The sequence below is a fragment of the Massilia sp. Dwa41.01b genome (assembly GCF_014171775.1).
Lineage (GTDB): Bacteria > Pseudomonadota > Gammaproteobacteria > Burkholderiales > Burkholderiaceae_D > Telluria.
In genome coordinates this window covers 1,609,645-1,623,915 of record NZ_CP050454.1, presented here as the reverse complement: position 1 = coordinate 1,623,915, position 14,271 = coordinate 1,609,645, and the positions used below count along the sequence as shown (strand labels likewise).

The following is a 14,271-nucleotide window of genomic DNA, read 5'->3' as shown; positions in this document are numbered from 1 at the left end:
GAAAACAATGTTTTGCCTCTGCGCCGGGGCGAGCAGCGCACGCAAGCCGCTCTCCGCCACGGCCTTATCAGTTAGACAGTAAAATCGGGCTTTCGACCGCCGTGCACCCCATGACTTCCACCGCCACGCTCAGCCCGCCTTCCTCTCCCGTCCGCGCGGAGATCGCCACGCTCTGGAAACTGTCCTGGCCGATGCTGGTCGGCCAGCTGGCCACCGTCGGCATGGGCGTGGCCGACGTGGCGATGACGGGCCACGTCAGCGCGGCCGAACTGGCGGCGGTGTCGCTGGGCACCTCGGTATGGTCGATCGTGCTGGTCACCGTCATGGGCACGATGATGTCGATCAATACCGTGGTCGCGCACGAGATCGGCGGCGCCCGCTACGACAAGATTCCGCATTCGGTGCGCCAGTCCTTGTGGAAGGGACTCTTCATCGGCCTGGTCGCCCTGCTGGCGGCGAATCTGTGCACCCTGCTGTTCGACCACATCGGCCTGGAGCAGGCCGTGGCCGACCGCGCTTCCCTCTTCCTGCACGTGATCAGCGTCGGCATGCCGGCCTTTGCCTGCTACCGCGCACTCTACGGCTACACGACCAGCATCAACCAGACCAAGCCGATCATGATCATCGCCATCCTCGGCCTGCTCTTCAACGTGGCCAGCAACTGGCTGCTGGTCTACGGCAACTGGGGCTTCCCGCGCATGGGGGCGGTCGGCTGCGCGGTGTCCACCGCCGTGGGCATGTACGGCATGCTGTTTGCCATGCTGGCCTGGATCAGGTTCTCGCCGGCCTACCGCATGACCTATCCGTTCACGGGCTGGGAAGGGCCGGACTGGCAGGAAATCCGCGAGATGCTGCGCCTGGGCATCCCGATCGGCATCACCTATTTTGCCGAGGTCAGCGCCTTCGGCCTGATCAGCCTGCTGGTGGCGCGTTTCGGCGTGGTGCAGGTGTCGGCGCACCAGATCGCGCTGAACTTCGCCTCGCTCGTGTTCATGGTGCCGCTCAGCTTCGGCATTGGCCTGCTCACGCGCGTCGGCCAGGCGATGGGCGAAGGCAATCCGGTACGGGCGCGCTTCGTCGCCTGGGTGGGTGTCGCCATGTCGGTCGCGTTCGGCGTGCTGTCGGCGGCCTGCATCGCCCTGTTCCGCTGGGAGATCGCACGCGCCTACACGTCGGATCCGGCGGTGCAGGAAGCGTGCGTGCACCTGCTGTTGTTCGCCGCCCTGTTCCAGCTGTCGGACGCCACCCAGGTGGCCACCGCCTCGGCGATCCGCGGCTACCAGGTCACGCGCCCGCCGATGATCATCCAGCTGGTCGCCTTCTGGGGCTTCTCGCTGCCGCTCGGCTATATCCTCGGCATCGCGCCTGGCTGGTTCGCCGGTTCTCCTGCCGCGCCGATGGAATCGACCGGTTTCTGGATCGGCCTCGTGCTGGGCCTGACGATTGCCGCCGTGCTGCTGACCTGGTCGTTCGACCGCCTGTCGCGCCAGAAGATACGCGCGGCCGGCTGACCCGCTCCCCGGGGCTGCGTCGCCGGTGCATTCATCACCGGTGTGTACTGCGCGGTATGTACTGCTTTTAGAGGGCGACTCTGGTATCGTCTCGTCCGTTGCATATAGCTAACTTCCTACGAGACAATCAATGCGCCTTCTCCTCTGCCTCCTGGCCGTGCTCGCGGCTGCGCCCGCTTCCGCGGAACGCCTGACCCTCGACCGCATCCATGGCGAACCCTCGCTTGCCGGCCCCGGCGTCAAAAACGTCAAGGTGTCGCCCGACGGCGAACGCGTGACTTTCCTGCGCGGCCGGCAGGACAACCAGTTCCAGCAGGACCTGTGGGAATACAACATGAAGGACAAGACCACGCGCCTGCTGGTCGACTCCAGGAAGCTCGTTCCCAACGAGAACCTGTCGCTCGAGGAAAAGGCACGCCGCGAACGCGCGCGTACGGCCGGGCTGTCGGGCATCATTACTTATAGCTGGGCACCGAGCGGCAAGCAGCTGCTGGTGCCGATCGCCGGCGACCTGTACCTGGTGGACGTGGCGACACCGGACGCGGCACGCAAGGTTGCTTCCGGCAATGTGCTGGACGCGAAGATTTCGCCGCGCGGCCGCTACGTTTCGTTCGTGCGTGACCAGAACCTGGTCGTGGTCGACCTGAAGAGCGGTGCCGAGCGCCAGCTCACGAACGATGGCAAGGGCACCGTGCACAACGCCGAAGCGGAGTTCGTGGCCCAGGAAGAAATGGACCAGACCACCGGCTACTACTGGGCGCCGGACGATTCCGCAATCGCCTATAAACGCTACGACGAAGCGCCGGTGCCGGTGGCACGCCGCTTCGAAATCTTCGCCGACCGTACCGAAGTGATCGACCAGCACTACCCTGCCGCGGGCGACCCGAACGTGCTGGTCGACCTCTTCATCGTGTCGCCGGAAACCGGCGTGTCGCGCAAGGTGGACCTGGGCCCCGAAAAGGACATCTACCTGGTGCGCGCCGACTGGAGCGCGGATGCGAAGACCCTGGCCTACCAGCGCCAGACGCGCGACCAGAAGCGCCTGGACCTGGTCGGCGTGGATGCCGCCACGCTGGCGCAGCGTCCGCTGCTCACCGAGACCTCGAAGACCTGGGTCAGCATTCACGACGACCTGCGCTTCCTGAAGAAACGCAATGCCTTTATCTGGGCCTCCGAACGTAGCGGCCGCAACCATCTCTATCTGTACGACCTGAACGGCAAGCTGCTGCACCCGATCTCGCGCGGCGAATGGGGCATCGACGGCGTGCTCGCCGTGGACGAGAACGCCGGCAAGGTGTACGTCGCCTCGAACCGCGACGCCGTCATCGACAAGCAGACCTATGCGCTGGCGCTCGATGGCAGCACGGCCAGCAAGCCTGCGCGCGTCACCCAGGGCGACGGCTGGCACGGGTCGGCATTCGCAAGCAACGGCAAGATTTTCGTCGACACCTACTCGAATCCGGACACCCCGCCGCAGATTTCCATCCGCCGCGCCGATGGCGCCATGGTGCAATGGCTCGAGCATAACGAGCTGAACGCAAGCCACCCGTACGCGAAGTACCTGCCCGACCACCTGCCCACCGAATTCGGCACCATCAAGGCGCACGATGGCCAGACGCTGCATTACTCGATGATCAAGCCGGCCGGTTTCGATGCGACGAAGAAGTATCCGGTCTTCCTCTTCACCTATGGCGGCCCGCATTCGCAGCGCGTGACCCGGACCTGGGGCAATTACTTCAACCAGTACATGGCGCAGCAGGGCTTCGTGGTGTTCACGCTGGACAACCGCGGTTCGAGCCGCCGCGAACGCGCCTTTACCGATGTCATCTATAACAACCTGGGCAAATATGAAGTCGAGGACCAGCTGACCGGCGTCGACTGGCTGGCGCAGCAGAGCTTTGTCGATCCGAAGCGCGTCGGCGTGTTCGGCTGGAGCTATGGCGGCTTCATGACCCTGCGCCTGCTCGCTGCCGCATCCGACAAGATCGCGATGGGCGTGTCGGTGGCGCCGGTGACCGACTGGTCGCTGTACGACACCCACTACACCGAGCAGTTCGTCGGCGCCACGCCGAAGTCGGACCCGGACGCCTACGCCCGTAGCGGCGTGTTCGCCCACCTCGATGGCTTGAAGTCGCCGCTGCTGCTGGTGCATGGCATGGCCGACGACAATGTGCTGTTCACCAACAGCACGCGCCTGATCGACGAACTGGTGAAACGCAACGTGCAGTTCGAGCTGATGACCTATCCGGGCGCCAAGCACGGCATCTCGGGACGCACCAGCCAGCGCCACGTGTATGGGCTGATCGAAAACTTCTTCAAGAAAAACCTGGGCGGCACGACACCGCGCTGACCTGGCATCGACAGGCGACTCTGGAAGCGCTGTTTGCCTTCCGGACTATCCGGGCCGGCACGCCAACATGGCTTGCCGGCCTTTTTTGTCTTTTTAGCTCGATAGTTGCCGGGCATTACACAAAATTTCTGACAACTCAACAAAAAGTCAACGGCCTTTGTTGCGAAATAGGGACACTATCAAAATTTTTTTTGTAGTTGCATTTGCCCGCAAATGCACTTCCTTTCCTATGAGAATTGTGAACTATGTGTCCTGGCGTTAGCAATCCACCTTGAAATATATCCACACGGAATTAATTCCTCGCGGTATTCTGCATGTTCCTGATCTACAGACACGCTCAAACGAGCGGGCACACACAAGGAAGATTCAACATGCAAGCCATCCGTATCAGCGCTACCCGCATCACCCTGGCCGCCTCCGCCCTCGTCCTGGGCGCCGCAATCGCGGCCCCGGCTTCGGCAGCCATTCTCAGCGTCGGCGCAGGCAAGACTTACGCGACCCCATGCAAGGCATTTGCCGCCGCACAGACCGGCGACACCATTGAAATCCAGGCCGCCACCTATTCGGGCGACGTCTGCGCCATCTACAAGAGCAACCTGACCATCCGCGGCGTGAACGGCCGTCCGAAGATCGATGCCGCCGGCAAGAACGCTCTCGGCAAGGGCACCTGGATCGTCGTCGGCAGCAACATCGTCATCGACAATGTCGAGATGGTTGGCGCGAAGGTCGTCGACAAGAACGGCGCCGCCCTGCGCCTGGAAGGCACCAACTTCACGCTGCGTAACTCGTTCCTGCACGATAACGAAAACGGCATCCTGAGCGGCGTCAACACCGCCAGCACCGTCACGCTGGAGCGCAACGAGTTCGGCCACAACGGCTACGGCGACGGCTACAGCCACAACATCTACATCGGCAAAGTGGCGAAGCTGACCTTCCGCTACAACTATTCGCACGATGCCAATGTCGGCCACAACCTGAAGACGCGCGCGCTGTACAACACCATCGCGTACAACCGCTTCTCGAGCCTGCGTACCGGCGAAACCGGCACGACCGCTTCGGGCCGTCCGAGCTACGAGATCAACGTGCCGAACGGCGGCACCACCTATATCACCGGCAACGTGATCATGCAGCCGACCGGCGGCAACAACCCGATCCTGGTGTCCTACGGTGAAGAAGGCGTGGGCGACCGCAAGACCGACCTGTACGTGGTGAACAATACCTTCGTGAACGACGACAGCACCCGTGGCACCTTCGTCGTGGTCAGCAAGAACGTGACCACGCCGGCCAAGCTGATCAACAACCTGTTCAGCGGCTACGGCAGCATCACCAACCAGGCGACGGCGGTCAAGACGACCAACTTCCAGTCGCTGGCACCGAGCTTCGTCAACCGCGCCGCCTACGACCTGCGCGTGACCGATAACCTGCAAATCGTCAACGCAGGCTCGACACCAGGCAACTCGGCGGGCGGCCTGTCGCTGAAGGCAACGTCGAGCTACAAGCACACCGCTTCGTACACGACCCGCAGCACGCTGGGCGGCAAGATCGACATCGGCGCCTTCGAAGTGCAGTAAGCCCGGGCACGCTGCCTTCGCAAGGCGGCAGCGGTACGCTCGTAAAGAAACGGCCCCGGCGCATCACGCGCCGGGGCCGTTTTTTCGTCAGGGCGCCGCTTGGAGCAGCTTAGAGCCTATCCCGGTAGTCCGGGGAAAGCTGGTGGCGATGCATGGCAAGCGCGGGCAAGGCGCGAGGAGGCCGCATGGCTGGCCATGCAACGACGAGCAACGCAGCACGCGTTTGTCAGGCGCGCCAGCAGCGACTCCGGACTACCGGGATAGGCTCTTAGTTGGTGGCGTCGCGCAGGGATTCCTTGGCGTCGCCGTATTTCTCCTGGGTCTTGCCTTCGACCTGGTTCTTCAGTCACTTGACCTGCTGCTCGGGGTTGCCGACCAGCTTGCCGGCTTCTTCCTGAATCTTGCCGCCGATGTCTTGCAGTTTGCCTTCGACCTGGTCCTTGTTCATGATGATCTCCTTGCGTGGCAGGCGCGGTCGGATGACAGCGCGACGAGGCCAGAATACGCCCCCGTACCGCCGCGTTCCGTGCGTGTCTTCACATAGCTCTGCAATACCGCGGGCGCGCGCCGGCAGCTCATCCATGCGGCGACGGCGCGTGACAAATGGTAGTCTTTGCTTATCAATTTGTTAATCAAGGGGCATCATGAGCGAGCATATTGAATCCCCAGGCCGGCCCGCCGCCGCGTCCACGGACGAGGTCTCCAGAGCGGCCCCACGCAGCCTGATGAAACGCGTGGCCATCATCGACGGTATCGGGGTGCTGTTCATCCTGGGGCTGGCCGCCGCCTGGTTCGCGGCCGACGCCCTGCTGCTGACCTTTGCCTGCGTCCTGTGCGCCGTGCTGTTTTACGAGCTGAGCGCAATGCTGGCGCGGCGCATCAAGTGCAAGCGCCAGATCGCCCTCGCCCTCGTGGTGGTCTTGCTGCTGGCGGCGATCGTCCTGGGCGGCTGGGCAATGGCGCCGCAGGTCTCGGAGCAGGCGACCCGGCTGGCCGAGACCGTACCGAAATCCCTGCAGCAGCTGCAAGGGGCCATCAACGAGCATCCCATGCTCAAGCGCGTAATGGCCGGGCTGCCCTCGCCCGAGCAGCTCGTCAGGCAGATGTCGGCGCTGGTGCCGAACGCCGGCCTGTTCTTCGGCGGCGTCGTCGGCGCGCTCGGCAACGTCGTCATCATCCTGTTCGTCGGTATCTATTTCGCCGCCTCGCCCACCCTGTACACGAACGGCTTCATCAGGCTGGTGCCGCAGGCGAAGCGGCAGCGTGCGCGCGAGGTGCTGTCGACCATCGGCCGCACCCTCGGCAGCTGGCTGCTGGGCAAGTCCTTGTCGATGCTGATCGTCGGCGTGGCGACCTCGGTGGGCCTGAGCCTGCTCGGGGTGCCGCTGGCACTCATCCTCGGCATCATTGCCGGCCTGCTCGATTTCGTGCCCTACCTCGGACCGATCATGGCGGGCGTCCCGGCGGTGCTGATCGCGTTCTCGATCAGCCCGGACCTGGCCCTGTACACGGTGCTGCTCTTCGTCGGCGTGCAGCTGGTGGAAGGCTACGTGCTGCAGCCGCTGATCGAGTCGAAAGCGGTCGACCTGCCGCCGGCGCTCACCATCGTCATGCAGCTGGTGTTCGGCACCCTGTTCGGCTTTGCCGGCGTAGCACTGGCGACGCCCCTGGCGGCGGTCATCAAGGTCCTCGTGCAGATGCTGTATGTGGAGGATGTGCTGGGGGATGAGGTCGGGGACAAGGCTTGAGCCCGATCCCCGCATGTTTGCGGGGCCGATGCCACACCGGGCACGCTGCCCGGTGCCCGCCTGGCGGCATTCGGGAACGCGCGCAAGCTCGACAGGAACATGACGCACCTGTTCGTCTTCGACGCCGATCTCGCTGATGTTCGCCACGCATCCTTTCCCCTTCCACCCGAAGCGGGCCCCGTAGTCCGCCCCGGCGGCGGGAATGAAGCTGCGACCGAGCTCGCACGACACCCCAGGACGGCCTTCCCAAAGTCAATCTGCTGGCGCCGCGATGGCGCCATCTGTTGTCGCTTTGCGTACCTTCATGGCGAGGCTGGCAATATTGCCGGCCAGCGCATGGCTGGCGAGCAATGGCGGACAAAGAAAAAGCCGCGACGAATCGCGGCTTTTCGTTCCTGCAGGCATCAGGATCAGTTGTTTCCCTTGAAGATATCCTTCACGTCGCCCACTTTTTCCTGCACCTTGCCTTCGGCCTGGTTCGACAATCCCTCACCCTGCTGCTGGCGGCTGCCGGTGACTTCGCCGACTTTTTCCTGGATCTTGCCGCCGATGTCCTTGGCCTTGCCCTTGATTTGGTCGTCGTTCATGCCATCACCTCTTCGGTTGAAATCGAGCTTCCAGCTTATGCCTGATCGCCGGGCAATTCTGTTCGCTGATTAACAATAGGTTTGCGCCAGACACTGGCCAGCCAGGGCTGCTGCGCGCGCGGCAAGCCTGGCGGCCGGTAGTAATGGTGCAGCGGCACGAAACCGGCCACCACCAGGTAGCGCTCCCAGGTCGGGTAATCGTAATAGCTGCCGTAGCGCGGCCCATTCCAGCCCTCCTCGTTGTGGCCACGCGGGTTCGAGCTGAACAGCACGCCGCCCGGCTTCAGGCTGGCGTGCAGCGCCGCCAGCACGCCGGGCAGCGCCGCGCTCGGCACGTGGAACAGGGACGCGTTTGCATAAATACCGTCGAACATGCCCGGGGCAGCGCCAGGTGCAGGAAATCCCGGTGCCAGACCTCGCAACCGCTGTGCCCGCGTGCCATCTCGACGAACTCATGCGCGCCGTCGAGCCCGATCGCGCGGTGCCCGAGCGCACTGAAGGTCTTCAGGTCGCGCCCGGGCCCGCAGCCCAGGTCGAGCAGGGTGTACGGCGCCGGCGCCTCGATGGCATCGAGCAGCGCCGCCACGTTCTGGCTGACATCGTGGTCGATGGTACCGGCAAAGAACTGCCGCGCACTCTGCTCGTAGTGCGCCAGCGTCCGCCGCGCGATCTCGTCCAGGTTGTCCATCGCTTACCAGATCCGCACGCGTTCCTGCGGCGGCAGGTAGAGCGACTGGCCCGGCTTGACATCGAAGGCCTGGTACCACGGATCCAGGTTGCGCACGATATAGGTGCGGTACTGGGCCGGTGCGTGGCCGTCGGTCAGCACGGCGCGGCGCAGCGAGGCTTCGCGCATCTTGCTGCGCCAGCCCGGGCGAAGCCCGTGAAGAACTGGCGATCGGCAGCCGCCACCTTGCCGGCCGGCGTGGTCTTGAAGGCGTCGTAGGCGGCCGCCAGGCCCGCCAGGTCGGCCAGGTTTTCCGACAGCGTCAGCTGGCCGTTCACCGCCAGGTCCGGGAAGGGTTTATAGCTGCCGTACTGGGCGACGAGCTTGTTCGACGCGGTCTTGAAGTGCGCCAGGTCTTCCTTCGTCCACCAGTCGCGCAGGCGGCCCTGGGCATCGAACTGGGCGCCCTGGTCGTCGAAGCTGTGGCTGATTTCGTGGCCGATGATGGAGCCGATGGCGCCATAGTTGGCCGCGTCCGAGGCATTCGGATCGAAGAACGGCGGCTGCAGGATGGCGGCCGGGAAGTTCAGCGCATTCTGCAGCGGCAGGTTGACGGCATTGACCAGTTGCGGCGGCATGGCCCAGTCGGTGCGCTCGGGCTTCTTGCCGAGTTTCGCCAGTTCCTGTTTATAGCGGTACTCCTCGGCACGCACGGCGTTGCCGAAGGCGTCGCCGGCGGCGACCTGCAAGCCGTCATAGGACTTCCAGCGCTCCGGATAGCCGATGCCGACATACAGCGACTTGACCTTGGCCTGGGCCTGGGCGCGGGTGGCCGGCGCCATCCAGTCGAGCTTGTCGATGCGGCGGCTGAATGCGTCGATGATGTTGGCGACCATCGCCTGCACTTTTGCCTTGTTCTCGGCCGGGAAATAGCGCCCCACGTAGATCTTGCCGACGGCTTCATCCATCGCCTCGTTGGTCGCGGCCAGCGCGCGCTTCCAGCGTGCCGACTGCTGCGGCGTGCCGGTGAGCGCCTTGCCGTTGAATTCGAAACGCTGGTCGGCAAAAGCCTTCGGCAGCAGGCTGGCGTACTGGTTGATCTGGTGGAAGGCCAGGTAATCGCGCCAGGTGGCGACATCGGCCCTGGCCAGCAATTTGGCCGCGCCGATGACGGCGCTCGGGTGGTAGACCTGGAAGCGTTCCTGGCCCTGCAGGCCGGCAGCCTTGAAGAAGGCAGCCCAGTCGATGCCCGGCGCGCGCGCGGCGAAGTCCTTCGCGCTCCAGACATTGTTCGACTTCTGGATGTCGGCCGATTCCTCGCGCGTGGCATGGGTTTGGGCCAGCGCCAGCTCGAGTTCGAACACGCGCGCGGCGCGTTCCTCGGGCTTGTCGAAGCCGGCCAGCTTCATCATCGCGGCGATGTGTTGCTGGTACCTGGTGCGCAGCTCGGCCATGCGCGCATTGTTCTCGAGGTAGTAGGCGCGGTCGGGCAGGCCCAGGCCGCCCTGCAGCAGGTAAGGCAGGTTGCGCGACGGGTCGGTCAGGCCGCCGGCCACCCACAGGCCGAACAGGTTTTCGGTGTAGAAGTCGGTGGCGTTGAGCGGATCGACGTCGGCCCGTACCGAGGCGCCGAGCGCGCGCACCAGCGCCGCCTTGTCCTTGATCGCTGCGATCCCCTTGAGCATCGGCTGGATCGGCGCCAGGCCGCGCTTTTCGATGCCGGCTTCGTCCATGTAGGCGGCGTAGAAGTCGGCCACCTTGCGCGCCTCGCCGCTTGTCGCCTTGGCCGCGCCCAGCTCCTCGATCAGTTTGGCGATGCGGGTGTTGGTCTCTTCGGCGAGCGCGCCCATGGCGCTCCAGGAGCCGCGGTCGGCCGGGATCTCGGTCCTGGCCAGCCAGTCCCCGTTGGCATAGGCGAAGAAGTCGTCGCCAGGCAGCACGGTCATGTTCGCCGGCTTGTCGCCCTGTTTTTCAGCCTGCTTTTCAAGCTGTTTTTCAGGGGCTTTGGCCGTGCTTGCCGTGGACTGCGCGGCGGCCAGCATCGGTGCCAGCGTGGCGGCGCACAGCGCCAGGACGAGGGCGCGCTTCATGGGTGTCGGGCTTGTCTTCATGTCTTCCTCTTCTCGCTATTTAATGTGATTGCGGTGAGTGTGGTGGCGTCTGCAGGGCGGCGCGCAGCTGGGGCAGCAGGCGCGCCTTCTGGGCCGCGCGCACGCGGATGCCGTTGCCGACCCGCTGGGCTTCGACCAGCGCGTCCGGGCCAAAATGCTTGCCAACATATTGTTCCATCATATCCGCATGGCGCGCATCGTTCGATGCCGCGACCACGCCCGCCAGCGCGCGGTTGCGCCCGACCGCATCGGTGCTCTGCAACAGCGCGTCGCGGTTGGCGGTGGCGAAGCGCCAGGCCAGGTCCGGTGCTGGCGTCCTACCCCGGCGACGATCATCGATGCCAGGTTCGCCGGCACCTGGGGCGAGAGCGCCATGCGCAGCGTGGCCTCGGCCAGTTGCGGGTCGAGCGCGCCCGTCATGGCGCGTCCCGCGCGGTGGCGCTCTTCATCGGTCCCGGCCGCGGCGACACGCTCGCCCAGCGCCTTGTAGGTGGCGGCGTCGGCATAGCGGCCGACGGTACCGAACACGAAGTCGAGCATTTCCGGGCTGACCGAGGCCGGGTCGCGCTGATAACTGGCAAAGCGCGCGCGCGCTTCGTTGATCGCGCGCTCGTCGCCGGCCAGCGCCAGTACGCTCGCCAGTTGCGCGCGCAACTGGCGCTCTTCCAACGATTCGCCAGGCTTGTCTTCCCAGCCGAGTCTGGCGAATTTCGGACGCACGAAGTCGATGATGAAGCGCCGCACCAGGGCCTGCTCCGGCTCGCCGCGCGCCAGGTTATCGAGCGTGCCGAGGTTGACCAGGATCGAATCCCAGACAGCCAGGCGCGGCTCGTCGCCGTATTTCGCCACCAGCGCCGTGTAGGCATCGAGCGGCATGCGCCCGGCCGCAACCAGGCTCCAGGTATCGGTGAGCAGCTTCAGGCGGGTGGTGTCGGGCAGGCGCGCCGCATCGCGTGCCAGGGCGTCGAAGCTGGCGCGGTCGTACTGGATGCGGAAGAAGCCGACGCTCTGCGGATCGACCACCAGCGTACCTTCGCACGTACCCTGGGTGATGGTGCTGCTGCGGTTCGCCAGCAGGGTGTACCAGGCGCGCCCGTTGATGGTGCCGACCTGCAGCGGCACGTTCCACAGCCTTTCCTCGCGCGCAGGTTCGTCCACGCGGAACTGTTCCTGCGTCAGCGTGACCTGGCGCTTTCCGTCCTCGCAGCGCTGGCTCACCGAAATCAATGGGTAGCCGGGCTGGGTGGTCCAGTCGGCGGCGAGCTTCGACACCGGCTTGCCGGAGGTCTGTTCGATCGCCGCCCACAGGTCGGCCGTGGTGGTATTCGAGTACTGGTGCTTCGCCATGTAGGCGCGGATGCCCTTGCGGAAGGCGTCTTCGCCGACCCAGCTTTCGAGCATGCGCAGGAAGCCCTGGCCCTTGACGTAGGTAATGGCGTCGAAGGCGCCGGCAGCCTGCTCCTCGTTGTCGATGCGGGTCTGGATCGGGTGGGTGGTCTTGCGCGCGTCCAGGTTCAGGACGCTCTCGCGTTCGACGATGCCGTCCAGGTAGGGGCGCCACTCGGGATGGAAGTGGGCCGTTGCCTTGGCCGCCATCCAGGAGGCAAAGCCTTCGTTGAGCCAGAGGTTGTCCCACCAGGCCATCGTGACCAGGTTGCCGAACCACTGGTGCGCGACTTCATGGGCGTTGACCTCGAAAGTGAGTTTCTTGACCTGCTCCGGGCTCCTGTCCGGGTCGTACAGCAGGGTCGACTCGTTATAGACGATGCCGCCCCAGTTTTCCATCGCGCCATTGAAGCCGCCGGGGATGGCAATCTGGTCCAGCTTGGCGAGCGGGTAAGGCACGCCAAAATAATTGTTGTAGTAGCGCAGCAGGTCGCGCGTGCTGTTCAATGCAAAAGCGGTGGAACCGCGCTTGCCTTCGGTGGTGACGACGCCGATCTCGACGCCGTCCTGGCGCGTGGTGACGCGTTCCATCTCGCCCGCCACCAGCACCACCAGGTAGCTCGGCATCTTCGGGGTGGGCGCGAAGCTGATGCGCTGCAGGCCGCCGGCGAGCTTTTGCTGTTTTTCGATTGGCGTGTTCGAGTAGGCCTTGAAGCTGGCGGGCACGTCGACGGTCAGCTTGAAGCGCGCGCGGAAGGCCGGCTCGTCCCAGGTGGGCAGCATGCGCCGCGCGTCGGATGGCTCCATCGTGGTCGCCACCAGCTTCTTGTCGCTCGCTCCCGCCTTGTAGCGCACCTGGAACAGTCCCCTGCCCTCGCGGTTGATCTGGCCGCTGAAACGCAAGGCCAGGCGGTAGCGTCCCGGCGCCAGCGGCGCATCGAGGTCGAAGCGCAGGGTTTCGTGTTCGGCGTCGAGGATGGGCGTGAGCGCGCGCTCGGCCATGCCGCGTTTGGCGAGGGTCGCGCGCTCGATCGCCAGGTTGGCGGCATTCAGGACGATGCTGCGCGTGGGACGCAGCACCTCGATCTCGACGGTCTGTTCGCCGCGGAAGGTGTCGGCGGCCATGTCCGGCACCAGGTGGGCGTCGTACAGCAGTGGAATGACGTCCTTCGGCAGCTTGCCTGGGGTGGACTCGAAGGAAAACGGCGCTTCCGCCTGCGCGCTGCCGGCCGCCAGGCCAGCGCGATGGCCGCGACGCAGGCCCGGTTCGTGGCCAGGCTCGAAGCTTGGTGGTCTCTCATCTTGTGCTCTCTCTTAGTATGTCGGCGCCGCGTCCGGCGCAGCAACCCAGCACGCACTCTACGTCAAGGCTGCACCTGCCAGGGGCTTGATGCGACAGGCCGCAGAATCGGGCGCTGGACTGCATAAACCCGGCAATATGCGGCATGGACAGGCGATTGCTCGTGCTGCCGCTGCCGGCTGCCCCGGCACGCCGCGCGTCGGAAAATATTTTGATTTTTTTTCAGGAACACCCTAAAGTTCCCGACAGCCCTGCCGTAAAAGGAGGACAACCGGTCATCCGACCGGAATAACATTGTCGCGGTGCTAACATGACCCCCAACGAAGTCCTCTCCATGTATGAAAACATCGCCGGCCTGACCGGGAAGATGGCGACGGCGGCGCAAACGGGGGACTGGAACAGCTTCGACCAGCTGCAGGGCGAATGTGCTGCACAGGCGAGCGTCGCGGCGACGGGCGTCCCGGCGCTGGACGGCGCCAAGCGCCTGAGCAAGATTGCCCTCCTCAAGCAGATCATGGCCAACGACCGCGCCATCCGCGACGTGACCGAACCCTGGATGGGACAGCTGGACCAGGCGATGCGTCCGCACTAAAGAGCGCCTGACAAAACCTCCAGTCCAGCGTTGCATCGTCTTGCCGTACGCTCGACCTGTCTTCGACGCCGCGCCTTGTCCTGAAGGTTTTGTATGGCGCACCAAGCCGGCATCGGCCGACATCGAAGCGCCTGCGGGCGCTTTTTTGTTTTCCGCGCCGGACGAACAGCGGCCTCGTCCCGGCGGCCGGTTCATGCGAGCGTGGACGAACTCGCGTCCGGACAGGCGCCGCCCTCTCCGCACGGGTCCGATTTCTACACGCACAAAAACTTCAAGCAAACAAATCGCGAGGCAAACAAAAAGGCGCCTCAGGGGCGCCTTCTTGCCGCGGCCCGGAACCCGGACCACTGAATTCGGAGAGCGAACACCAGGTAATCCCGGTGGTCGCCTCTTTGCCGGTTGCATCCGGCGTCAGCTGCCGCTGTTGGCAGTCAGACCGCTTCCGGAG

10 protein-coding genes and 2 pseudogenes are annotated in these 14,271 nt (G+C 64.8%); 5 read left to right on the top strand and 7 right to left on the bottom strand.

What is annotated here, in order from left to right:
* Positions 1-110: 110 nt before the first annotated feature.
* From G4G28_RS07390 to G4G28_RS07380, 3 genes are all read left to right on the top strand, one after another.
* Positions 111-1,511 carry an MATE family efflux transporter gene (locus G4G28_RS07390; protein ID WP_182991461.1) on the top strand — a complete coding sequence of 467 codons (1,401 nt, stop codon included), beginning with the start codon at positions 111-113 and terminating at the stop codon, positions 1,509-1,511.
* Positions 1,512-1,641: 130 nt separating this feature from the next.
* On the top strand, positions 1,642-3,861 hold the full coding sequence (locus G4G28_RS07385) for a S9 family peptidase (RefSeq protein WP_182991460.1): 2,220 nt from the start codon (positions 1,642-1,644) through the stop codon (positions 3,859-3,861).
* Positions 3,862-4,232: 371 nt separating this feature from the next.
* Positions 4,233-5,432, top strand: coding sequence for a hypothetical protein (locus tag G4G28_RS07380; protein ID WP_229425520.1), 1,200 nt, complete (start codon positions 4,233-4,235; stop codon positions 5,430-5,432).
* A gap of 268 nt (positions 5,433-5,700) precedes the next feature.
* Here the strand turns inward: G4G28_RS07380 and G4G28_RS07375 are convergent.
* Positions 5,701-5,880: pseudogene (locus G4G28_RS07375) on the bottom strand (CsbD family protein).
* Between the two features lie 196 nt (positions 5,881-6,076).
* On the opposite strand from G4G28_RS07375, the gene G4G28_RS07370 reads away from it, so the two are divergent.
* Positions 6,077-7,180 carry an AI-2E family transporter gene (locus tag G4G28_RS07370; RefSeq protein WP_182991459.1) on the top strand — a complete coding sequence of 368 codons (1,104 nt, stop codon included), beginning with the start codon at positions 6,077-6,079 and terminating at the stop codon, positions 7,178-7,180.
* 410 nt (positions 7,181-7,590) lie between these two features.
* On the opposite strand, the gene G4G28_RS07360 is transcribed toward G4G28_RS07370, so the two are convergent.
* The 6 genes and pseudogenes from G4G28_RS07360 to G4G28_RS07340 form a co-directional block, all read right to left on the bottom strand.
* Positions 7,591-7,767, bottom strand: coding sequence for a CsbD family protein (locus G4G28_RS07360; RefSeq protein WP_182991457.1), 177 nt, complete (start codon positions 7,765-7,767; stop codon positions 7,591-7,593).
* A gap of 35 nt (positions 7,768-7,802) precedes the next feature.
* Positions 7,803-8,455: pseudogene (locus tag G4G28_RS07355) on the bottom strand (class I SAM-dependent methyltransferase).
* 3 nt (positions 8,456-8,458) lie between these two features.
* A complete protein-coding gene (locus G4G28_RS27425) occupies positions 8,459-8,623 on the bottom strand; it encodes a M13-type metalloendopeptidase (protein WP_267873667.1) in 165 nt (54 codons plus the stop codon).
* Positions 8,590-10,545 carry a M13 family metallopeptidase gene (locus G4G28_RS07350; RefSeq protein ID WP_267875274.1) on the bottom strand — a complete coding sequence of 652 codons (1,956 nt, stop codon included), beginning with the start codon at positions 10,543-10,545 and terminating at the stop codon, positions 8,590-8,592. Before G4G28_RS07350 ends, G4G28_RS27425 begins: the two co-directional genes overlap by 34 nt.
* 19 nt (positions 10,546-10,564) lie before the next feature.
* Positions 10,565-10,723, bottom strand: a complete 159-nt coding sequence (locus tag G4G28_RS07345) for a hypothetical protein (protein WP_183108197.1) — start codon at positions 10,721-10,723, stop codon at positions 10,565-10,567.
* Positions 10,723-13,056, bottom strand: a complete 2,334-nt coding sequence (locus G4G28_RS07340; RefSeq protein WP_229508062.1) for a M1 family metallopeptidase — start codon at positions 13,054-13,056, stop codon at positions 10,723-10,725. Before G4G28_RS07340 ends, G4G28_RS07345 begins: the two co-directional genes overlap by 1 nt.
* 485 nt (positions 13,057-13,541) lie before the next feature.
* Between G4G28_RS07340 and G4G28_RS07335 the strand changes: the two genes are divergently transcribed.
* A complete protein-coding gene (locus G4G28_RS07335; protein ID WP_182991455.1) occupies positions 13,542-13,823 on the top strand; it encodes a flagellar protein FliT in 282 nt (93 codons plus the stop codon).
* Positions 13,824-14,271 lie beyond the last annotated feature (448 nt).

What these genes read in the sequence shown, in the direction of transcription:
- G4G28_RS07335 (WP_182991455.1), top strand. Translation starts at nt 13,542, where the DNA reads ATGACCCCCAACGAAGTCCTCTCCATGTATGAAAACATCGCCGGCCTG.
- G4G28_RS07370 (WP_182991459.1), top strand. Translation starts at nt 6,077, where the DNA reads ATGAGCGAGCATATTGAATCCCCAGGCCGGCCCGCCGCCGCGTCCACG.
- G4G28_RS07345 (WP_183108197.1), bottom strand. Translation starts at nt 10,723, where the DNA reads ATGGAACAATATGTTGGCAAGCATTTTGGCCCGGACGCGCTGGTCGAA.
- G4G28_RS07385 (WP_182991460.1), top strand. Translation starts at nt 1,642, where the DNA reads ATGCGCCTTCTCCTCTGCCTCCTGGCCGTGCTCGCGGCTGCGCCCGCT.
- G4G28_RS07340 (WP_229508062.1), bottom strand. Translation starts at nt 13,056, where the DNA reads ATGGCCGCCGACACCTTCCGCGGCGAACAGACCGTCGAGATCGAGGTG.
- G4G28_RS07350 (WP_267875274.1), bottom strand. Translation starts at nt 10,545, where the DNA reads ATGAAGACAAGCCCGACACCCATGAAGCGCGCCCTCGTCCTGGCGCTG.
- G4G28_RS27425 (WP_267873667.1), bottom strand. Translation starts at nt 8,623, where the DNA reads ATGCGCGAAGCCTCGCTGCGCCGCGCCGTGCTGACCGACGGCCACGCA.
- G4G28_RS07360 (WP_182991457.1), bottom strand. Translation starts at nt 7,767, where the DNA reads ATGAACGACGACCAAATCAAGGGCAAGGCCAAGGACATCGGCGGCAAG.
- G4G28_RS07380 (WP_229425520.1), top strand. Translation starts at nt 4,233, where the DNA reads ATGCAAGCCATCCGTATCAGCGCTACCCGCATCACCCTGGCCGCCTCC.
- G4G28_RS07390 (WP_182991461.1), top strand. Translation starts at nt 111, where the DNA reads ATGACTTCCACCGCCACGCTCAGCCCGCCTTCCTCTCCCGTCCGCGCG.